The following is a 20,011-nucleotide window of genomic DNA, read 5'->3' on the forward strand; positions in this document are numbered from 1 at the left end:
CGTGCCACGAAAGGTCCGCCGGAAAGGGCCCGGTCGGTTTTCGGAAGAGGCGCAGATCGCGCTGCGGATCCGGCAGGACCCGCCCTGGTTTTTCCGGAATGTCCTGGGCTATGAGCCATGGAGCATGCAGGAGCGGATCGCGCTCAGCGTTCGGGATAACCGGCGCACCGCGGTTCCATCCTGCCATGGCGCGGGCAAGTCGAAGGTAGGGGCGGGGCTCTGCCTGTGGTTCGGGATCGCATTCCCGGGCTGCAAGATCGCGACGACGGCGCCGTCCTTCCGACAGGTGAAGAATATCATCTGGGCGAACATGCGCCAGATGCACGAGCGGGCCCTCATGCCGCTCGGCGGCGAGCTCTTCACGACCAGGTGGGAGATGGATCCAGAATGGTACGCGTTCGGGTTCACCACCAAGGATCCGGACGCGGTGTCCGGTATCCACGCTCCGGAGATCTTCATCCTGCTGGATGAGGCGGCCGGCATCCTTAACCCGATCTGGAAGGCGATCGAAGGCCTGACCAGTTCGGCGTTTCCGCGGGTGCTGTCGATCGGCAACCCGACGGACCCGACGGGCGGGTTCAAGAAGGAATGCGACGATCTAGCGGCCACCAATCCGGAGGCGCTGATCAGGATCTCCGCCTTCGACACGCCGAACCTCCAGGCCGGCAAGATTGTCATCCCTGGCCTTACCACTCAGGAGTGGGTCGAAGAGCGCAAGCGGGACTGGGGCGAGGAATCCCCGCTCTACGTCGCCAAGGTGCTGGGCGAGTTTCCGGACCAGGCGGACGATGCGCTGATACGCATGTCCTGGGCTGAGAAAGCGAAGGTTGCCGAGTTCGATGATTCGGGCGAGCGGGTGCTCGCCGTTGACGTCGCCCGCTTCGGACGCAACCGGACGGTAGCGTATCTTCGCGAAGGCCGCCGGTATCGTCGGCACCTCCGCAAGATGGGGCTCGACACGGTGCAGGTGGCGAACCTGGTTTGGGAGCTGATCGAGGATCTCGAGCCCGATCGGGTGGTGATCGACGACAGCGGCGTCGGTGGGGGCGTAACGGACCAGATCCGAGACAAGATCAGATCCGCCGGCCGTGGACCTGAGATCGACGCCTTCAACGGCCAGAACCAGGCGAACGATCCGGACAAGTATTCGAACCGGCGCACCGAGGGTTACTGGACCCTGCGCGGGGATTTCCGGGAAGGGCTTGTCGACATCGAGGACGGCGACGAGTCCGACGATGTCATCTCGCAGTTGACGTCGATCCGCTATCGCACGCGAAACCTGGGTCGGCAGGAAGTGCTCCAGATCGAGACCAAAGATGAGATGGAGCGCCGTGGCATGCCTTCTCCAGACGACGCCGACGCGATCATGATGTCCCGCGCGCCTGCCCAGCAGTCGAAGGTGGTGCGCTTGGCTTGGGGTAGCTGATGGCCGACCTCAATGTCATGCAGGCTCTATCGATGGTCACGCAGCGACTGCGGCTCGCCTGGTACGGGCAGTCGGCGCTGTTCGATGGCCGCCGGAAGGTCTGGGACTCGCTCGGCTACCCGGGGCTACGGGAACGCACGGCGGAGTTCTACTGGTTCCGCTACAAGTACCAGGACATCGCGCGCCGCATCGTGCGGGCGCCGGCGGACGGGACGTGGCAGAAGCCGCCGGTGGTCCAGGAGGACCCTGATCCGGAGGTCTCAACGCCGTTTGAGCAGGCTTGGGAAACGCTGCAGAAGCGGCTCCACGTCTACGCCATGTGCAAGCGCGCCGACCGGATCGCCGGCATCGGACGCTACGGCGTGATCCTGCTCGGCGTGCGCGACGGCCGCAACCTGGACCAACCGATGGGGACGCTGTCGAACGAGTCCGACGTGCTCTACCTGTCGGTTTACGGTGAGCCGCACGCGAAGGTCGCCGCCTGGAACAACAACCCGAAGAGCGACCGGTTCGGCCGGCCAGAGCTCTACGACATCCATCTTGCCGCTGACGTCCAGGGCGGTGGGTTCAAGACCTTCTTCCAGTCCGTCGCGACGACCCGGGTGCACTGGACCCGGATCATCCACATCGCAGACGAGTTGGATGAAGACGACATCTTCGGCACGCCGCGCCTCGAAGCGGTGATGAACCGGCTGATCGACATCGAGAAGATCGTCGGCGGCACCGGTGAGATGTACTGGAATGGCGCCAACCGGGGCATCCAGTGGGACGTCGACAAGGACGCGAAGTTCACCGACGACGACTACCAACGGCTCGAGACGCAGATCAGCGAATACCTCGACGGTCTGCGCCGGATGGTCAAGACGCAGGGTGTGACGGCCAACGTCCTGGCCTCGAACCAGCCGGAGCCGCAGGAAGCCCTGCAGGCGTGCATCGCGCTGATCGCCGGCACCACGGGCATTCCCCAGCGGATCCTGATCGGCACCGAGGCTGGCAAACTTGGCTCTACCCAGGATGAGCGGGCCTGGACGAACCGGATCGAGGAGCGTCGCGAGAACTTCGCCGAGCCGTTCATCCTCCAGGAGCTGATCAACCGGCTGATCGTGGCGAAGGCGCTTCCGGCGCCGGCTGCAGGCTACAGCGCAGGCTGGCCAAAGCTGCAGGCCATGAACGCCAGCGAGCGGGCCCAGGTCGGCCAGCGTCTGGCGAACGCCGCCAAGTCCTTCGCCGATGCTGAGGAGAAGGGGAACAACCCGATCACCGCCGGTGAGTTCCGCGAGCAGATCGGCCTGCCGGCGCTGCCCCCGTCGAAACCCCAAGCGACACCGGAGTAACCCATGCCTCAGGTCTTTCGCACGGGCGTCGAGCACGACGGCCGGTCGCTCCTGCATATCCACGTCACGGCCGTTCCGGATGCGATCCGCACGGAGACGCTCCGCGGCAAGGAATATCGGGTCGTGCCGATCGTGATGGTGGTCGAGGGCGTCATGTACGGCGCGAACTCGGAGGCCCCTACACTCTACCGGTCGAGCGTGCTCGCACAGGCGGTCGGGTCCTGGGACGGCAAGCCGGCGGTCTACAACCACCCGCAGCGCGACGGCAACTTCGTCTCGGCGAACGCCCCTGAGGTCTACGCCGAGGAGACCATTGGCCTGCTGTTCAACACCAAGGTCGAGGACAACCGGCTGAAGACCGAGGCATGGCTCGACGTGGGTGCGATCGCCGAGATGGACGGCGAGCGCGGGACGGTGATCGAGCGGCTGGAGTCCGGCGAACCGGTGGAGGTGTCCATGGGCGCCTTCGTGGCCGAAGAGGTCGAGGCCGGCATGTTCGCGGGCAAGGCCTATGGCCGCGTAGCAACGGCTGTCTGGCCCGATCATCTCGCCATCCTGGATTCGGAGAGCAAGGGGGCATGCAGCGTTGAAGACGGCTGCGGCGCCCCTCGCATCAACGCCGCCTGTTCGTGCGGAGGCACCTGCGGCACTTGCAAGGAGGCCACCATGCCCGAGAACACCGTCGTGCTGGAGCGCGTGACCGGAGAAGGCGTCCCGGAGAACCGCTACATCTACCGCCTGCCGGAAGGCACCGACGGCGCGATCGACGGCCTAGCGCCGTCCGACGGCGTCGCCGTGGTCGACATCGCCGAGCCGCGCCTGAATGCGCGCCGCAGCGCCATCCTGCTGAGCGCTGAGCCGTCGGGAGACGTGCTGGCCACGATGATGAAGCCGGAAGGGCTCATCTCTCGGCTGGACGCCCTCATGAACCGGCTGCTGGGCCGCTCCAAGCTGACCGCGAACGTTACCATGAAGGATCTCCGCGAAGCGCTGCAGATGGCGCTGGAGATGGAGGGCGAGGATTACTGGCCCTGGATCGTCGATGTCGAGCCCGGCGAGGGCTCGATGCTGTCCGGCTACGTGATCTACGAGCGGGACGACATGACGCTGGTCCGGCGCGGCTACACCGTGGAAGCCGGCGGCAGCATCACCCTTTCCGGCGACATGGAGCCGGTTCGCCGGGAGACCACCTGGCACCCCGTGACGGTAGTCACCACCAACCAGCAGGAGAATGCCATGACGACCATGCAGGAGCGCGTGGCTGCCATCGTCGCGAACGAGCGCAGCCAGTTCACCGCCGAGGACACCGAGTATCTCGCCGGCCTTTCCGAGGATCGCCTTGGCGCGATCGAGGCGAAGCTGAAGGACAACTCCGAGACGAAGCCGGCGCCGAAGCTGCCGGAGACCGTCGATGAGTATCTCGCCGCTGCCCCGAAGGGCATCCGCGAGGTGCTGGAGTCCGGCCAGGCCGAACTCAAGACGAAGCGCCAGGGCCTGATTAAGCAGGTGCTGGCCGCCGGCGACTCCTTCACCGAGGCCGAGCTTGAGGCGATGGAGACGTCGCTTCTGGCGAAGATGGCCCGCCAGGTGACGCCCGCCGACTTCCGTGGACAGGGCGCCCCGCGCACCGTCCAGGAGACCGAGGCCACAGGCCCCGGCCACACGCCGATCACCTTCGGCGAGCGCGACCCGCGGCACAAGCCGGCCGCGGCCTGATCCACCCCAACGGCGACACCGCCACCTAGCGACAGGAGGGCCCCATGGCCACCCCGAACACCATCCGCCTGCGTGGCGGCACTCAGACCGACGAGCGGCTTGCCGCCGCGGCGATCACCCCGGGCGATCTGATCGAGCTGACGTCCGACAACGAGTTCCAGCGCCAGTCTGTGGCGTCGGGCAACTCGCTGAAGATGTTCGCGCTCGAGAACCCCACGCTCGGCCGGACCATCACCGACGACTACGCGAGCGGCGACACGGTGATCGCGCGGCAGTTCCAGCCGGGCGACCGGGTCTACGCGAACCTCGCCGCCTCCCAGACGATCGTCATCGGCGATCTGCTGGAGGGCAACAACGCCGGCAAGCTGCAGAAGCACGTCGTGGACTCGACGGGCATCTATTACCACAACCAGATTGTGGGCTTCGCCATCGAGGCGGTGACGACCACCGGCGCGGTCGGTCGGATCAAGATCCAGATCGTCTGATCGTGGCGGGCGCCACGCCCGCCGCGTCTTCCTGCCCCTGAAATCAGGCCGCAACCGGCCGTTCCATAAGGAGCCAAGACCATGAACATGGTTGTCTCGGCCGGCGCCCCGGCCAACATCACCCTCAACGGCGCGGGTTCGCTCCGCGATCTTCTCGTGCACGTCGATGCGAACCCGATGAACTTCGTGGCTGACATCCGGGCGTTCGATCGCACGCTGCCGGAGGATGCCTGGAAGCAGATCGACCAGCGCATCATCCAGATCGCCAGTGAGCGTCTTCCACTTACCAGCTATCTGATGGGTCGCGGCCTGATCTATCCGCTGACGGACTTCCTGGGCACGCCCATTCTGCAGACGCAGAAGGCGAGCGATATGGAGGATGCCGACATCTCCATGGAGCCGACGAGCCGTGGCGCGCTCGGCCGTCAGACGTTCAGCGACGTCTATCTGCCGATCCCGATCATCCACAAGCCGATCGACTTCAGCGTCCGCATGCTGCGCGCCGCTGCCAAGGCGGGTCAGCCGATCGATCTGACGACCTTCCTCACGGTCATGCGGAAGGTGATGGAGCGCGTCGAGGATGTGTTCGTGAACGGTGCTGCCTCGATCACCGTGACCGTGAACTCGGTCCAGGGGAGCGTGTCTGGCCTGACCTCCTTCTCTGACCGGAACACCGTCGACCTCACGACCAACTGGGACGCGTCCGGCAAGACCGGCGCCCAGATCCTGGATGACGTGCAGGACACGATCGACGCGGCTCGGTCGGACAACATGTACGGCCCGTTCCTGCTGTGCGTGCCGAAGAACTATCAGCGCAAGCTGGGCGACGACTACTCGACCGCCTACCGTGGCACCATCCGCCAGCGGCTGCTGGAACTCGAGGAGATCGAGAACATCATGGTTGTCGACCAGTTGGCCGATGACAACGTGGTGCTGCTGCAGCTCACCGAAGACACCGTGCAGGTGATCGACGGTCTGCGGCCGGCGGTCATCCCGCTGGTGCAGAACGAGCTGTTCGTCGAGCCGTATCTCGGCATGGCGTGCATGCTCCCGTACCTGAAGTCGGACAAGGACGGCCGCTGCGGCATCGTCCACCTGCGCCCGGCGCCGTAACCCGGCTTTCGCTGAAGACTGCTCTATCGCGGCCCCCGCTCAAGCGGCGGGGGCTGCTTCTTCTCGACTGCATCTCCCGTCGTCCGGCCTTGCTGGGCGCCCGGACGTGCAGACGATCAACAGGAGAGTGATATGTCCGACCAGGAGTTCCGCTACCGGATCAAGCCGGGGCACAAGCATCACCGTGACGGCAAGCGCTACGGTGCCGGCGACGAGATCGTGTTCCAGCGCTCCATGGCCCGCTCGGACATCGCTCACAAGCTCGAGCCGCTGAGCGAAGACGCCGAAGCGGCTGCTGCGGCGCCGGTGAACCAGGTCAACACGCTCCGGAAGGCTATCCGGGAGGATGGGGCCTTCGATCTGCTCGGCACCGACGGCCGCCGCATCAACGTGGCCGGCATCTCTGAGGAGATCGCCGATCACATCCTGGCGGCCACCACTGCGCCGGAGGAGAAGGCGCCGGAGACCCCGCAGGAGCCGGCTCCGGTGACGACCGACGGCAAGCCGACAGAGGACAAGCCCTCTGAGGAGGAGCAGTTCAAGCGCCCGTATACGATGGAGCAGCCGGGCGGCCAGGGCGGCTATGTCGTCAGCGACGCCACCGGCAAGAAGGTCCACGACGCGCCGCGCGTCTCCAAGGCCGTCGCCGAAGAACTCGTGCGCGCGAACGCCGAGTAAACTATGGCGGCCCGGGTCACATCCGCCGAGGTCAAGGCGATCGTCACCACGGCGATCGCCGACGTCTCGAACTTCATCGAACCGGCTACGCTGATCGTCGACGAGGATCTGGCGGATAAGGGTATGTCGTCCGATCGGCTGACCCAGATCGAGCTCTACCTCGCCGCCCACTTCGTCACCATCAGTGAGGAGCGCGGCGGGCTGGTCTCTACGAAGGTGGGTGAGAGCGAAGACCGTTTTCGGCGCTTCGACGGGGCCGGGCTCATGTCGACCCGTTATGGCGTCATGGCTGCCTCACTCGACACCAGCGGCACCTTGGCGACAATGGGCGGCCGAAAAGCGAGCCTGGAAGCCATCTGATGCCGGTCGAGCGTTTCTGCGACCTGCCGGCGTTCTGGGCTGGCGAGACCGTGTTCATCCTGGGCGGCGGCCCATCGTTGCCGAGCTACGACCTGAGCCTGCTGGTTGGTCGACCGGTGATCGCCATCAACAACGCCTGGTATGCCCGGCCTGGGGCGGAATACTGGAATGAGGATCCGCCAAAGGCGCCGGGCCCGTGGCCTGTCTGCTTCTTCACCGACGGGCCGTGGTGGGACCAGTACGGCGCCGAGGTTGCCGCCTTTCCCGGCCTGAAGTGCACGATCTTCCCGAACCGGCAACTTCCCGCTGTCGCACATCTTCGGCGGGGCCTCCACCGGATTGTCGACGAGCGAGAAGGCTGGATCGGCTACGGCAATGACGGTGGTCTGAACGCCATCCTGCTCGCACAGAAGCTCGGGGCATCTCGGGCCGTGCTGCTCGCCTACGATCAGCGTACGATCGACGGCCGGCACAACTGGCACATGCGGCACGAGCGGCCGATCTACGAAGAGACGTACGACTTCCTTTATCAGCCAGGCTACCACGACGTGGCACCGCGGCTGGCCGAACTCGGGCTCGATGTGGTGAACGCCACGGCTGGCAGCGCTCTGACAGCCTTCAGAACCGGCGACTACCGGGACTTCGTATGACGGGCGCTAGCGACGTGCGACCGATCATCGTCCTGACCATGGGGCGCTCCGGCAGTTCCATGGTCGCTGGTTGCCTCGCACTCCACGGGATGTGGACCGGCGAGTGCCGCCCGGCGGATCGCCACAACCCGAGGGGCTATTTCGAGAACCTCCGGATCAACGGCGCGCTCGGCGACCTCTATCCGGGGTCGATCTATCGAGACCTGAAACCGGCACCTGCGGATCAGGGTTGGCCGTCCTTCGTGGAGGCCGTTAAGGCGCAGGAGGGATACGTTGGCGGCCCATGGCTGGTGAAAACCAACGCCTTCGCTTGGCCCCTGTGGACGCCCTTCGACCCGGTCTTCGTTTTCGTTCGCCGGAATATCGACGCCATATCTGCATCCGCCAAGCGGCACGACCCCAAGGCTCCTAACTCCCCCGCAAGGTGGCGCGAGATCGCGCAGGCCCACCAGGTCGAGATGGATGGCGTCCGCGCTGCCTACGGTGGCTTCGACATCGACTCCCGCAGGCTCGCTGATGGCGATCACGACCAACTGTCGGCCGCCCTAGAGGCCGTCGGCCTGGAAACGGATCACGACGCCGTTGCCGCCTTCACGAATCCCGCCCTGCTGACCCACTGATCCAGGAGATCGCGGTGGACCTCATCTCAAGCTGCCTCTGCGCGGCGACGACCTTCCGTGATTTCGAGCGCAACGGCCTGCGGGTCCGTGAGTGTCAGAGCTGCGGTGCGCTCCACCAGCACGTCGAGATGAGCCTGGATCAGTACGCCGACTGGTATCGGCGCCAGTACCACGATGGGCACTATACCCATAGCTTCGCCCACGATCGCAACGTGGCCCGCAAGCGCCTGGACGCCTACCGGATCCCGGCCGGCGCCCGCCTTCTGGACGTCGGTTGCGCGAATGGCGCCTTCGTGGTGGAGGCCTGCGAGCGTGGGCTCGACGCCTTCGGTCAGGATCTGGCCGATGATGCGTCGATGGTCCCTGAACGGACCTATTCGGCAGCGCTGGAGGCTATCCACTTCCCGGCCGATCATTTCGACGTGGTGACCATCCACGATGTTCTCGAGCATGTGCCCGATCCGGTGAAGTTCCTACTGGAAGTCCGCCGAATCCTGAAGCAGGGCGGCCGACTGCTGCTGGACTTCCCGGCATTCGAGGAGCCGGAAGGCCGCCACCACTGGAAAGAGGTCGAGCACCTCTGGCTGCTGGGCATCGACGCTCTGGTCGAGCTTCTGTCCGCGACCGGCTTCACCTGTGAAGCGGCCGGACACCCGATCCCGGGCAAGTGGCTGCTGGACTGCCGCGCTCCGCGTGAGAGCCGGACAACGGTCATTCTGCCGCCGGGGATCGGCGACTGCTACTGGTCGCTGGTCAAGCTGCAGGGGCTGATGGCAGCGCGCGGGTGGGGAGCCGTGGTCGACGTCTGGGTCGAGGAAGCGCGGGACCGGAACCGAGCGGCCGACTTCGTGCGCCTGGCTCCGTTCGTGTCGTACCAGGGCACGGTTTCGCAGACAGGGAGCCGGCCCGCGTTCCATGAGGCTTATCGGACCGATGGCCGCGCAGTGATCCCAAACGTGTGCGGCCGCGACTATCTCGTCGCTTTCAACGGAGCGCTTGGGGCTGGCCGAAGCCTCTCGGACGTCGAGCCCGATGCTAAGGCGGACTGGCGCTACCCGATGTTCCGGTCGCTGGCCCAGGTCGAGGCCGAGCGGGAGTATCGAGAGCGCTTCGGCGAATACGTGGTCGCGTTCTTTGTGGACGGCGGCTTCTATCACAAGTGGACCGCCCATTTCGGACGCGACGAGATCCGGAAGCTCTTCGAGACCCTGTCCGCGGACCGCACCGTTGTCGTCATGGGAGCGGGCTGGGACCAGGGCGGGATCTCCAGTCGCGCCGGCGGGCCTGTGGTCGATCTGTCCGGCAAGACCAACATCGATCAGATGCTCGGCCTTCTCCGTGGCGCCTCGGGGATCGTCGGCTTCCCGGCGGGCAACACCATCGTTGGCGCCGCTCTCGGCACGCCGACCGTCATGCTCTATCACAACCACTTCGATCGGCGCTTCTGGCTCAATACCGTCCCGCCGTCCGTCGTTGGCTCGAGCTACGCCGCGCTTGACGTGTCGAAGGTGGGGGTGCCCGACGTCGTGAAGGCGCTGGACGCCATGCTGGCCGTTCGGTGTGCTGCATGATCAGGGTCCAGGGTATGGAGGGCCTGGGGGATTCGGTCTATCAGCGGGCGATCGTTCAAGCGCTGCTCGCCAAGGACCACGTGCTGATCTCTACGCCGTGGCCCGAGTTGCTGAGCGATCTCGACGTGCAGTTCGCCCGAGCGGTCTCGCCGCTGCGGACGCAGGCAAAGAACATCGCGCGGCAGGAACCGGGCCGCTGGGCCGAGGATTCGAACGGGGCCGTGCAGGTCCGCATGCGTTATCACCTGAGCGCCACCGATGGTCTGCCGATGCTCGACGCGATGGGCGCCGCCGCCGGGCTGTCTGATATGCCGCGCTCCCTCACGCTGCCCCGGTCAGCGACCGTCTGGAATCGTGATCGGCCGATTGCGGTGGTCCGTCCGGTCACAGAGCGGGCGGAGTGGCCTGACCACGCCAGAAGCCCAGATCCTGGGTATGTGGGAACTGCGGCGCAGGCGCTGCGCTCTGCCGGCTTTCACGTGATCCTGGTCGCCGACATCGACGACGAGCACGAGCGCCTGGTTGGCGATCTGCCGGAGTTCGACGAGGCCTATCTCCGCGGCGAGTTGAGCGTTCAGGATCTGGTCGACCTCATCCAGAGTGCGGCGTGCACCGTGGGTGGCGTTGGGTGGTTGCTGCCGTTCAGCATCGCGGCGTCTGTACCGCATCTCTGCGTCCTGGGCGGCCACGGCCACATGAACTGCCCTGAGGTGCTGGTGGGGCCAAACTTGGCGGCTGAGCGCGTCACGTTCGCGATGCCGGACGAGTTCTGCCGCTGCGACAGCATGCGACATGACTGCAGCAAGTCGATCAGCGATTTCGACAGCCTCCTGCGCCTCTGGATGGCTGACCTGTGAGGAACCTCACGCAAACTGTGACGCGCTGGGCCCCAACAGGCACCGACGCGGCTGGAGACCCCATCGGCTACACCCGGACCGAGATCCTTGGCCGCTGGGAGGAGTCGCAGCAGCTTTTCACCCGGTCGGACGGGACTGAGGCGGTGTCTCGGGCGATCGTCTATCTGGCATCCGACGTCGCCGTCGGTGACTTCCTGCTCCAGGGCAGTTCGGTGTCGGCCTCGCCCCCTTCGACAGCGTGGCGTGTCGAGGCCTTCCGAAAGGTCGAGAACCTCCGCGGCACGGACAGCGAACGAAGGGCGATGCTCTGATGGCCCAGCCGGCGCTTGACCTCCTGAACCATCTGGCTGGCCTCGGACTGGATCTGACGGTCGGGACCAACGCGCTCTTGGGGCTGGTACGGCCGGCGGGAGACAGGGTGCCTCAAAACGCTCTGTTCGCAGCCGATGCCGGCGGGCCGGAGCCGCGCAACCGCGACGTCGCCAACACGGGCGAGTTGCGGGTCTCGATGGTCACACTTCGGCTTCGGTGGCGAGGAGCGGTCGCTGGCAGCACCAAGATCCACGCGATCCGCGATGCTCTTACCGCCACGTCGATCGCTGGTTACCAGGATGTGTCGGCCGCCGGTGAGCCCCGCCAGATGCCGGATGATGAGAACGGGTTGTCCATGTGGATGCTGGTCGCCCGGATGGTCCGCAGCGCGTGATGCTGAACGACCTCTCGGCGCTGGAGCGCCAGTTCGACGCAATGGTCCAGGAGCAGCTTCTCGACGCCGGTGCTGAGGCCATGCGCCTGGTGGTGTCGATGACGTTCAACATGATCGTCGACAACACCGTCGTCTGGTCAGGCTATGCGGCAGCGAACCAGCGCATCGCGATCGGAACCCTGGACGACGCCGAGCTCAACCCGAGGATCCGCCGCGGCAATCCGTATCCAGCCTCCGGTGAGTATGAAGGCCTCATCGAGCCGTCCAGGGCGCAGGAACTAGCGAAACTGGCCGACCTGCAGTTCGGTGAGGCCGTCGAGATCGGGACGGCAGTCGGCTACTTCCCAGACATCGGCTGGACCGAAGGTCTCGGCACCGACATCTACACCGAAGCCTCGATAGTCGGTCCCGAACTGGCCCAAGGCGCCTTCACCCAACCCTGATCCCCGCTCTAGCCGGGGCCTCGCCGTCCGCGCCCGCGGCGGCGCTTCACCGTGCCTGCTTAGCGGGCGAAAACCGAAAGGAGCACAGCCATGGGCACTCGTCTCGTCTGGACGAACGCCGAAGTGATCATCAACTCCACCGACCTGTCGGAGCAGGTCACGCAGGTGGCGCTGACGGAAGGCTTCTCGCTGCAGAATAGTCCCTCCATGGGCGACGACACCGACCAGTCCGTCCAGGGACTGCGGCAGTTCTCCGGGACGATCACCTTTAACCAGTCGTTCGTCACCGGCGGTGTGGACGCCACGATCCGCGCGATCATGGCAAACCGCGGCTCCGTCCTGCTGGAGATCACGCCGGACAGCACCGTTGCGGTCGGCGCGGCGAACCCGAAGCGCCGGTGCCTCGTGGTGCTCGGCAACTACCAGCCGTACTCCGGCTCGGCTGGTCAGATTGCCACTGCGACCGTCGATTTCCAGGCGGCCGGAAACCTCTCCACCCTGACCTCGTAATCCAAACCGGCCGCGCTACTCAGCCGCGGCCGGCTTTCCTCTGAGGAGCGCGACCATGAAGTTCAGCGAGTTCAAGACGGACATCGAGAAGGAAGCCGAAGGCGTCTGGCACACGATCGGCTACAACGAAGACGAGTCCCCGGTGCGGATCAAGGTCGCCCGGCTCGGCAATTCCGCATGGCTGAAAGCCTACAACAAGATTCCGCCGGCCATCCGCGACGCGGCCCAAAAGGGCACGCTGAGCGGGCCCATGGAGGTGTCCTACGATAAGCAGGCCGCCCGGTGCACAGCGGAGCATGTGCTCGTGGATTGGCAGGGCTTCACCGACGAGGAAGGCAACAACCTCCCCTACAGCGTCGATACTGCCGCCGCGATCCTGGCCGACCCTGAGCACCGCCCGTTCCGCAACCTCGTCACCCGTTTTGCCCAGGACGACGACGCCTACCGAGCGAAGGCGGTCGAAGCCAAGGGAAAAGCTACGCGGGGCTCGTCGAAGTAACGCTTCACTACGGAGCGTACGAGGATCCAGTCGGGGAGCACGCCCGGCGCCTGCTGACTGAGTCCAATCGGGTCGGCAGGATGGATCCTCGGCTCGAGACCCTGGAACGCCCAGATCCATACGACTGGATCTGGCGCGGCTTCTGGCGGTGCTCGATGAGACGGCCCCGGGCCATCACACCGAACGGCAAGGTCTTCCCGTTGGAGATTCCAGTATCCGAACTGATCGCCTACGCCCACGGGATCGGCATCGTCGCCCCAGATGCGATCGACGAGTTCATCACGGTCGCGGATGCGATGGACAGGGCCTACCTGGAATACAGCCGGGCGCTGCTGAGGTGACGCGAAACAGCACCGCGCAGCAGCGCCTTGTGGTGTTATGGCTTACTGAATTGGCTGACAAGACCGGATTTCAGCAGCCAAAACATCTACCGAATCGCGATAACGCTGAAGCGCTTCAATGACTGCAGCCTTGGCAACTCGCTCTCGTTCAATAGCTCCGTCCGAAATCGCGATGTTGAGTGTTCTAGTCGGTTCGTAAGGGCTGGTCAGCGATTCAACGAGGTCGATCATGTCGTTGAAGCCGTCGGCGACCTTCTGAGACTTCGCTGCGAAATTCCGACAATCGTCGGGCTGAGGCTGAGTAGCGCTCGCCGGAGCGGCAAAGAGCCCAATCAGCACAACAATTCTGATCATGGTTGTCATGGCGCCCTCCTAAATGGCGGCGCCAGCGTGAATGACAAGTCACCGCGTTGCAACTCGTGGTGGCTGTTCATGGGAGGTCTCTATGACGACCCCTACAGTCAAACTCCGCTTCGAGACCGAGAACGACGACGCCGCTCTGCGTCGCACCGACGAAATGCGTGCGGCGATGGTTTCGGCGGCTCGGGCCGCGAACGACATGCAGCAGGCTTACGCGCGGGCGGCGAGCGGCAGCAGCGGCATGCGGGAAGCCAGCATCGCTGCGGAGCAGACTGCAAATGCGACCAAGAATGTGACTGCGAACGCACGTTCCGCAGAGGCGGCAGTGCGACGCCAGGAGGCTGCGGTAGCATCGGCCACCAATCGAATTATGGCGTTTGGCAATACCATTAAGAATTCCGCGGCAGCGTCGGCGGACCAACAGAAAGCGATCGAACGTTCAGCGGCAGAACTCAATCGCTACTCTAATGCCGTCCGAGAGACAAGCGGCAGAGCGGACGAGATCCGACAAAAGACAACTTTGTTCTCTCGCGCGCTCATTGAACAGCAAGGGGCGCTTCAGGCGGCGCAGCGAGAGGAGCGTGCTAGGCAGGCAGCAATGAAGGAGGCCGAGCGTGCCTCCGATGCCGCCGCACGAGCCGCCGCAAAAGCTAACGATGAATATCTGCGGTCTGCCCTAGCGAACAAGTCGGCCGCTCAAAGTGCCGCGGTTTTTGAAAGCGCCTTCAAGCGACAAGAGACAGCAATAGCAACTGCTGAGCGCCAGGTCACCGCCTACTCTGCCGCCGTCCAAAGATCTAATTTGGGGCAGCAGGAGCAGGCACGCCTCATTCAGGCGGTTCAGAACCAGTACACAGCCTATGCGACAACTATTCAGCGCACCGGTGCCAGCCAATTGGCTGCCTCGACTGCCACGAACCAGTGGCGGTCCTCAATCCAGGGACTGCAGGTCGAACTTCAGAACCTGAAGTTGCAAGAGCACGCCGCCAGCATGCAGCGCTTCCACAGCATGGCAGCAAGTGGTGGTCGTGCATTTGGCGGCTATGGACTGGTGCTCCAGCAAGTCGGCTTCCAGGCGGCAGACATGGCCGTCCAGTTGCAGATGGGTACGAGTTTTATTCAAACTCTTACACAGCAGGGAAGTCAGCTTCTCGGGTTCTTTGGCCCACTTGGCGCCGTGCTTGGCGCTGTTGGTGCAGTCGCCGGCGCGACAGCGCTATACTTCATGAATTCGAGCGATGCCCTCGCAGACACCGCGGAATCCGCTGTAGGGGCTGAGGATGCGCTTCGTGAGTATGAGCGCACGCTTGCTTCGGTCCAGGGGCGATCACAGGATTTCGAAGCCAGCCTGAGGGACGCGAACCAGGAACTGAAATCTCAGCAAGTCCTGGTTCTCGAGGCCGCTCTTCAGACCGCCGATCAGAAGATGGCAGAGACGGCGGCAGAGGCCGAGCGCATTACAGGGCTCGTCAACGGGCTAAGAGCGAATGTCGCGGCTTCGGGCGGGGCGGTGCCGACGCCGATCAAGAATGTGCTGGCGGAGTACGAACGGCAGCAGGCTCGTCTGAACGAGGAATACGATGCTCAGGCGGCAGTAATTGATGACCTGACGGCGCGGCTCGGCATTCTGAGGGACACCCGCGCGAACGACAATTCCGAGACGTCGACCACGATCGCCACCCTTCAGGAGCAGGTGAAGTTCCAGCAGGCGCTGGCGACCGCCTACCAGGCCGGCGCCAAAGCTGTTCGCGAGGCCCGCGTCGAGCAGGCGATCTTCGAAGAGCAGACAAAGGCCAACGTCTCGGCGACCAGTGACGAGGGGAAGGAGATCGCCCGCCTCGTCCGGCAGAAGATGGATCTGACCGAGGCGAATGATAATTCGGCCAAGGCCGCATCTGACGCCGCAGCGGAGACGAAGCGCCAGGAGCAGGAAGCCGCCCGCCTGAACGAGCGTCGCACGGAGACGATCGAGGAGCTTCAGGACGAGCTCCGGTATCAAGAAGACCTCCGCCGCGCCCATGACGAAGGAACGGACGCGATCAACGCCGTCACGGACGCCCGTGAGGCCGAACTCATCGTTCAGCAATTGAAGCTGAGGGGCACTGAGATCGAGGCCGGTCTGATACGTGAACTGGTCGCTCAGATCAACGCTCAAGAGCGCGCGATCCAGCAGAAGATCGCAAAGGACCGAGAGTCCGAGCAAGCAGCGGAAAAGTCGGCCAAGGCCCAGGAGAAGGCGGCCGAGGAGGTGGAAAAGGCCTACGAAAAGACCTTCTCCAACATCCGCGACTTCTCCGAGGAGGCTCTCGGCGACAGCTTCTACGACATGCTGCGGGGCGAGACGGTGGACTTTGCGGAGTTCATGGAGACGACGCTCCTGCGGGCTATCGCGAACGTGGCTGCTGCCGCGGCTACGCAGACGATCGTCATGCCGATCGCGACGTCCGTTGTTGGCGGCATGCCTGGGCTGTTCGGTCTGCCGGCAGCGGCGAATCAGAACAGCGGTGGCCTCGGCTCGCTGTTCGGTGGGCAAGGAGGGTTTAACCCACTGTCGGCGCTGAACTTCATCGGCGACAGCGTGACCCAAGGCATTGGCGGCATCGTCTCCAGCATCTTCCCCGCCCAGTCGGCGGCTGCGGGAGCTTCCATCTTCGGTGCTGAGGCTGGTATTGCCGCTCAGGGCGCAATGCAGGCGGCCGGCGGCGCTCAACTGCTGAGCAGCGTGGCCGGGCCAGCGGCACTGGCTGCTATGGCTGCTTTCACGGCCTACCAGATGGGTCTGATCGGCCCCGGTCCGACGTCCGGGCCGGTCGGTATCGCTGACTTCTCGCCTGGTCTTGGCCGTGACCTGCAGTTCGGTCCGAACGCGGTCAACCCGCTCGAGTTCCTGACGGCAGACAATGGCGGCAACGCTGAGTCCATGCGTCCGATCGCTGAGGCGATTGCGGAGATCATTGCAAACTCGGCCGACCGGTTCAGTGCGACGATCGACGAGTCCCTGCGGTTCCGTGTGGCGAGCTATGCCAGCCCGGAGGACGGCAATAGCAAGGACCGGGTTGCCGGCTTTGAGGTTAATGCTTTCATCCGTGGCGAGGCTGAGAAGCGTATAGCCGAAGGTCTCAGCCAGACGGATGCGATCTTCGAGGCGTTCAACTTCGCTATCAAGGAGGCGTTCACTTTTGAGAACGCCGACCTGCAAACCGTTGCCCGCAACACGGTCGCGACCACGGTCGAAGGCCTGCTGTCCGATCTCGATTTTGGCGAGACGTTCCGGTCTATGTTCGCCCCTGTTCTGGATGCTGCTGGTCCGCTGGAGACCGCGCTCGACCAGATGTCGGACGCGTTCGACGAGGCGAAGAAGCGCGCGGAGGCCCTGGGGCTCACCACGGACGATCTAAGCCGGAACTTCGCGGCGGCCAACGACAACATGAAGGAGGCCTTCCGCGCCAGCCTGGGCGCGGAGGCTGCCGGCGTTGGCGGTCAGTTCGGCCAGATCATGGCGCTGGCTACCGAGCTTGATCAGCTCTCGAAGGACGCGGCGATCGCCGGGGTTTCGGCTGAGACCCTCGCCACGGTGATCGACGGCCGCCTGACTGCCGCCGTTGCCGGCCTGACTTCCGGCGAGATCCAGTCTCTGATCAACGCGCTGTCCGAGGTGAAGGGCCAGGTGCAGGGCGCTGACCTTGCCATGGGCGGCCTGATCGATGCTCGCGCTGCTGCCGAAGAGCGGCAGATGTACGACGCGCTGATCTACGAGCAGACCATGCGCGTGGAAGCGCTGGAGTTGGAGAAGGACGCCCTCGACGCGGTGTCGTCCGCGGCCAGCCGGTTTGGCCGTGTTCTGCGGCAGACGGCGCAGGGCCTGCTGACGGATCCCGAGTTCTCCCCGCTGTCCGCCCTTGACCGGGTTAACGAGGCGCGATCCCAGTTCGAGAGCGCCCTCGCGCTGGCCAATGACGGCACACCCTTCGACACGCTGTCGCAGGACGCGATCGACCGGCTGCCGGACCTGTCCCGTACGCTGCTGGAGGCGTCGCGCGCCTACTATGCCAGCAGTGAGGGATACCTGCGCGACTTCGCTCTGGTCCAGAAGGCCTTGAACTCGACCGCTGCGTCGCTTGAGACGATTGAGCAGCAGCAGTTGAGCCAACTCACCTCGATCGACACGCGCCTGGCGGCGGCGGTGACGGCTCTGGAAAATCTGCGCATCGTCGCGGCCGGCGGCACACCGAACACCGGCGCCGCCGGCGGCTCTTCTGGTTCGGTCGGATCTTCTGTCGCCGCACCGGACTCCATTGGCGGTGGGACGATCAATGCCGACCAGTTCATCAGCAGGCAGAACGCCTATCTGACGAACAACCCCGACGTGGCTGCCGGCATCGAAGCCGGTTGGTTCGCCAGCGGGTATGACCACTGGCTGAAGGCGGGTCAGTTTGAGGATGGACGCCAGGGGTTCGCCACGGGTGGGTCGTTCACGGTCGGCGGTGCTGCTGGCAACGACAACCTGATGATGCCGCGGGTCCGCGTGACCGCCGGCGAGGTGGTCAACGTCTCCCGACAGGACAACATGGCGGCTATGGCGGAGGAACTTCGGGCGCTGCGCCGCGACAACGCCGAGCTTTTCCGGCAGCTGACGCAGGTCACCGCCACCGGTTCGGTTCGTGTCATAGGAGCCTTGCAGGAGGGCAACGCTACTCAGAAGCGCATGGCCTCCACCGCTGAGCGAAACGCTGCGAAGCCGGCCGCCGCATGAGCATGTACGTGCTGCAGCAGACCGCTGCAACGGACACAGACGGCGGCTCTCGGACCTGGACGTTCTCGACGCATGACATCGTCGGCCTGCCTGCGGGATGGGAGCCGCGGATCATTAAGGCCGGGAACTTCGAGCGGCACGCCTTCGGCAGGGGGTCGGTGACCGGCGCCCCGGACGTGGACTTCGGTGTCTCAAAGCTGAACAACCGAAACGGCGGCTTGGACGATCTGCAGCTGGCCGGCGTGGACGGGCAACTGATCCGGCTATGGCGCGGCCAGCCCCTGTCTTTCATCGATGCGGTGACCGGCCGGGCCCGAGACCCCGAGTTCAGCGAGATGGACCTCTACCTGGAGGGCACCACCGCACTGTCGACTTATGCGGACGGAGTGATCGAACTCCAACTTCGCAACCGGCAGGCTGAGGTGGCATCGCTCCCCGTCCAGATCCTGCGCTATGCCGGCGACAATGCGCTGCCCGACGGCGTCGAAGGCACGGCCGACGACCTGAAGGACGCCTATAAGCCGATCTGGCTGGGCTACAACGAGAACGTCCCGGTTCTGTTCGTCAACACGTCGAAGCGGATTTGGCAGCTCTCCGACAATTCCACGATCCCGATTTCCGGCGCGGCGCCCACCACGATCTACGACAAGGGCGTCGTCCTCACGGCCACGAAGGTCCAGAAGAACACCTGGGCCGACTTCACCCACGCCACGGGGCCCTCGAGCGAGATCTGGTGGTACTTCGGGCCTGAGGGCTGGTTTATCCGCCTGGAGTCCAACCCGGCCGGCACGATCACCGTCACCGCGCAGGAAGGGTCGGCCGCCACCACAACAGCGGGTCAGCTGAGCCGGCGCATCCTCCTTGCCCGCGGTGTCGCAGATGGCAGCATCGCCGGTGTCGACGAGCTGGACGCGGTGTCTCCGGAGGCCATCGGCATCTGGATCGGCACTCAGGAACGCTCGATAGGCTCTGTCCTCGGGGACATCCTCGCCGGCGCATTCGGAACCTGGACTGACGATCGCAGCGGTGTCTTCACGTTCGCGCGGCTGGAGAAGCCGGCGCTTGAAGCGGACCACACGTTTGAGCGCTCGCAGCTGTACCGGCGCAGCGGCGAGGGCTTTCGGATCCTATCCGGCTCTGAGCCGGGAAGCCCGCTTCCGATATCCGAGGGCGTGGTGCTGTACCGCCGGAACTGGACCGTCCAGGCCGGGGACGATCTCGCCGGCAGTGCGACGAATGCGTTTCGGGCCTTTGCGGCTGAGGAAAACAGGCGGGTCGCGAACGACAACTCGCAGATCAAGGTCAAGCACCGCCTCGCCCGGCCGTTCGAGCGCAAGACGCTCTTCACGACTGCCGCTCAGGCAACGACGGCCGCCGCCCGCATCGTCGATCTCTTCGGGGTTCGACGCTTCATCGTCGAGGTCGATCTGCCGACCGAAGCCGCAGCCGCAGTGAAGCTGCTGCAGACCATCTCAATCCCGATCGGCCGGTTCGACTGGGACACCCGGAACTTTCGGGTGGTCGGCATCATCGACGACCTCGACGAGCAGACCGACGCGTCCGTAACCACTCTCATTCTGTGGGGATAA

General features: G+C 64.8%; 20 protein-coding genes. 19 read left to right on the top strand and 1 reads right to left on the bottom strand.

Features of this window, described 5'->3' with window-relative positions; all coding sequences use genetic code 11:
• Position 1: 1 nt before the first annotated feature.
• The 17 genes from BLS34_RS12250 to BLS34_RS12330 all read left to right on the top strand — a co-directional run bounded on the left by BLS34_RS12250 (position 2) and on the right by BLS34_RS12330 (position 13,309).
• Positions 2-1,426 (top strand): hypothetical protein, encoded by a 1,425-nt coding sequence (locus tag BLS34_RS12250; protein ID WP_093150655.1) that lies wholly within the window; start codon positions 2-4, stop codon positions 1,424-1,426.
• Complete coding sequence (locus BLS34_RS12255; protein WP_093150656.1) at positions 1,426-2,760, top strand: anti-CBASS protein Acb1 family protein; 1,335 nt, start codon at positions 1,426-1,428, stop codon at positions 2,758-2,760. The genes BLS34_RS12250 and BLS34_RS12255 overlap by 1 nt, the downstream gene beginning before the upstream one ends.
• 3 nt (positions 2,761-2,763) lie before the next feature.
• Complete coding sequence (locus BLS34_RS12260; protein WP_093150659.1) at positions 2,764-4,476, top strand: hypothetical protein; 1,713 nt, start codon at positions 2,764-2,766, stop codon at positions 4,474-4,476.
• A 44-nt stretch (positions 4,477-4,520) separates the two neighbouring features.
• Positions 4,521-4,961: a hypothetical protein gene (locus BLS34_RS12265; RefSeq protein WP_093150660.1), complete on the top strand. Its 441-nt coding sequence runs from the start codon at positions 4,521-4,523 to the stop codon at positions 4,959-4,961.
• 81 nt (positions 4,962-5,042) lie between these two features.
• Complete coding sequence (locus tag BLS34_RS12270; RefSeq protein ID WP_093150663.1) at positions 5,043-6,074, top strand: major capsid protein; 1,032 nt, start codon at positions 5,043-5,045, stop codon at positions 6,072-6,074.
• A 132-nt stretch (positions 6,075-6,206) separates the two neighbouring features.
• Entirely contained in the window at positions 6,207-6,752 is a 546-nt protein-coding gene (locus BLS34_RS12275) for a hypothetical protein (protein WP_093150664.1), read from the top strand.
• 3 nt (positions 6,753-6,755) lie between these two features.
• A complete protein-coding gene (locus BLS34_RS12280; protein ID WP_093150667.1) occupies positions 6,756-7,112 on the top strand; it encodes a hypothetical protein in 357 nt (118 codons plus the stop codon).
• On the top strand, positions 7,112-7,762 hold the full coding sequence (locus BLS34_RS12285) for a hypothetical protein (RefSeq protein ID WP_093150669.1): 651 nt from the start codon (positions 7,112-7,114) through the stop codon (positions 7,760-7,762). Before BLS34_RS12280 ends, BLS34_RS12285 begins: the two co-directional genes overlap by 1 nt.
• Before the next feature lie 14 nt (positions 7,763-7,776).
• Positions 7,777-8,382: a hypothetical protein gene (locus tag BLS34_RS12290; protein WP_139189271.1), complete on the top strand. Its 606-nt coding sequence runs from the start codon at positions 7,777-7,779 to the stop codon at positions 8,380-8,382.
• 14 nt (positions 8,383-8,396) lie between these two features.
• Entirely contained in the window at positions 8,397-9,953 is a 1,557-nt protein-coding gene (locus tag BLS34_RS12295; protein WP_093150674.1) for a class I SAM-dependent methyltransferase, read from the top strand.
• Positions 9,950-10,810 (top strand): hypothetical protein, encoded by an 861-nt coding sequence (locus tag BLS34_RS12300; protein WP_093150677.1) that lies wholly within the window; start codon positions 9,950-9,952, stop codon positions 10,808-10,810. The genes BLS34_RS12295 and BLS34_RS12300 overlap by 4 nt, the downstream gene beginning before the upstream one ends.
• Positions 10,807-11,121: a hypothetical protein gene (locus BLS34_RS12305; protein ID WP_093150680.1), complete on the top strand. Its 315-nt coding sequence runs from the start codon at positions 10,807-10,809 to the stop codon at positions 11,119-11,121. Before BLS34_RS12300 ends, BLS34_RS12305 begins: the two co-directional genes overlap by 4 nt.
• Positions 11,121-11,516, top strand: coding sequence for a hypothetical protein (locus tag BLS34_RS12310; protein WP_093150682.1), 396 nt, complete (start codon positions 11,121-11,123; stop codon positions 11,514-11,516). The genes BLS34_RS12305 and BLS34_RS12310 overlap by 1 nt, the downstream gene beginning before the upstream one ends.
• Positions 11,516-11,959 carry a hypothetical protein gene (locus BLS34_RS12315; RefSeq protein WP_093150684.1) on the top strand — a complete coding sequence of 148 codons (444 nt, stop codon included), beginning with the start codon at positions 11,516-11,518 and terminating at the stop codon, positions 11,957-11,959. The genes BLS34_RS12310 and BLS34_RS12315 overlap by 1 nt, the downstream gene beginning before the upstream one ends.
• A 90-nt stretch (positions 11,960-12,049) precedes the next feature.
• Entirely contained in the window at positions 12,050-12,469 is a 420-nt protein-coding gene (locus tag BLS34_RS12320; protein WP_093150686.1) for a hypothetical protein, read from the top strand.
• A gap of 55 nt (positions 12,470-12,524) precedes the next feature.
• A complete protein-coding gene (locus tag BLS34_RS12325; RefSeq protein ID WP_093150689.1) occupies positions 12,525-12,968 on the top strand; it encodes a hypothetical protein in 444 nt (147 codons plus the stop codon).
• Positions 12,969-13,123: 155 nt separating this feature from the next.
• On the top strand, positions 13,124-13,309 hold the full coding sequence (locus BLS34_RS12330) for a hypothetical protein (protein ID WP_139189274.1): 186 nt from the start codon (positions 13,124-13,126) through the stop codon (positions 13,307-13,309).
• 42 nt (positions 13,310-13,351) lie between these two features.
• Here the strand turns inward: BLS34_RS12330 and BLS34_RS12335 are convergent, their stop codons facing one another.
• Positions 13,352-13,672: a hypothetical protein gene (locus BLS34_RS12335; RefSeq protein ID WP_093150694.1), complete on the bottom strand. Its 321-nt coding sequence runs from the start codon at positions 13,670-13,672 to the stop codon at positions 13,352-13,354.
• 82 nt (positions 13,673-13,754) lie between these two features.
• Here BLS34_RS12335 and BLS34_RS12340 point away from each other — a divergent pair, with 82 nt between their 5' ends.
• Both BLS34_RS12340 and BLS34_RS12345 read left to right on the top strand, forming a co-directional pair.
• Positions 13,755-18,422 carry a coiled-coil domain-containing protein gene (locus tag BLS34_RS12340; protein WP_093150696.1) on the top strand — a complete coding sequence of 1,556 codons (4,668 nt, stop codon included), beginning with the start codon at positions 13,755-13,757 and terminating at the stop codon, positions 18,420-18,422.
• Positions 18,419-20,011 (top strand): hypothetical protein, encoded by a 1,593-nt coding sequence (locus BLS34_RS12345; protein ID WP_139189276.1) that lies wholly within the window; start codon positions 18,419-18,421, stop codon positions 20,009-20,011. Before BLS34_RS12340 ends, BLS34_RS12345 begins: the two co-directional genes overlap by 4 nt.

The organism is Thalassobaculum litoreum DSM 18839 (assembly GCF_900102465.1).
GTDB classification, from domain to species: domain Bacteria; phylum Pseudomonadota; class Alphaproteobacteria; order Thalassobaculales; family Thalassobaculaceae; genus Thalassobaculum; species Thalassobaculum litoreum.

Bases quoted from the DNA above. Each gene is read 5' to 3' on its own strand.
- BLS34_RS12255 (WP_093150656.1), top strand. From the start codon at position 1,426: ATGGCCGACCTCAATGTCATGCAGGCTCTATCGATGGTCACGCAGCGA.
- BLS34_RS12260 (WP_093150659.1), top strand. From the start codon at position 2,764: ATGCCTCAGGTCTTTCGCACGGGCGTCGAGCACGACGGCCGGTCGCTC.
- BLS34_RS12265 (WP_093150660.1), top strand. From the start codon at position 4,521: ATGGCCACCCCGAACACCATCCGCCTGCGTGGCGGCACTCAGACCGAC.
- BLS34_RS12270 (WP_093150663.1), top strand. From the start codon at position 5,043: ATGAACATGGTTGTCTCGGCCGGCGCCCCGGCCAACATCACCCTCAAC.
- BLS34_RS12275 (WP_093150664.1), top strand. From the start codon at position 6,207: ATGTCCGACCAGGAGTTCCGCTACCGGATCAAGCCGGGGCACAAGCAT.
- BLS34_RS12280 (WP_093150667.1), top strand. From the start codon at position 6,756: ATGGCGGCCCGGGTCACATCCGCCGAGGTCAAGGCGATCGTCACCACG.
- BLS34_RS12285 (WP_093150669.1), top strand. From the start codon at position 7,112: ATGCCGGTCGAGCGTTTCTGCGACCTGCCGGCGTTCTGGGCTGGCGAG.
- BLS34_RS12300 (WP_093150677.1), top strand. From the start codon at position 9,950: ATGATCAGGGTCCAGGGTATGGAGGGCCTGGGGGATTCGGTCTATCAG.
- BLS34_RS12310 (WP_093150682.1), top strand. From the start codon at position 11,121: ATGGCCCAGCCGGCGCTTGACCTCCTGAACCATCTGGCTGGCCTCGGA.
- BLS34_RS12315 (WP_093150684.1), top strand. From the start codon at position 11,516: ATGCTGAACGACCTCTCGGCGCTGGAGCGCCAGTTCGACGCAATGGTC.
- BLS34_RS12320 (WP_093150686.1), top strand. From the start codon at position 12,050: ATGGGCACTCGTCTCGTCTGGACGAACGCCGAAGTGATCATCAACTCC.
- BLS34_RS12325 (WP_093150689.1), top strand. From the start codon at position 12,525: ATGAAGTTCAGCGAGTTCAAGACGGACATCGAGAAGGAAGCCGAAGGC.
- BLS34_RS12330 (WP_139189274.1), top strand. From the start codon at position 13,124: ATGAGACGGCCCCGGGCCATCACACCGAACGGCAAGGTCTTCCCGTTG.
- BLS34_RS12335 (WP_093150694.1), bottom strand. From the start codon at position 13,672: ATGACAACCATGATCAGAATTGTTGTGCTGATTGGGCTCTTTGCCGCT.
- BLS34_RS12340 (WP_093150696.1), top strand. From the start codon at position 13,755: ATGACGACCCCTACAGTCAAACTCCGCTTCGAGACCGAGAACGACGAC.
- BLS34_RS12345 (WP_139189276.1), top strand. From the start codon at position 18,419: ATGAGCATGTACGTGCTGCAGCAGACCGCTGCAACGGACACAGACGGC.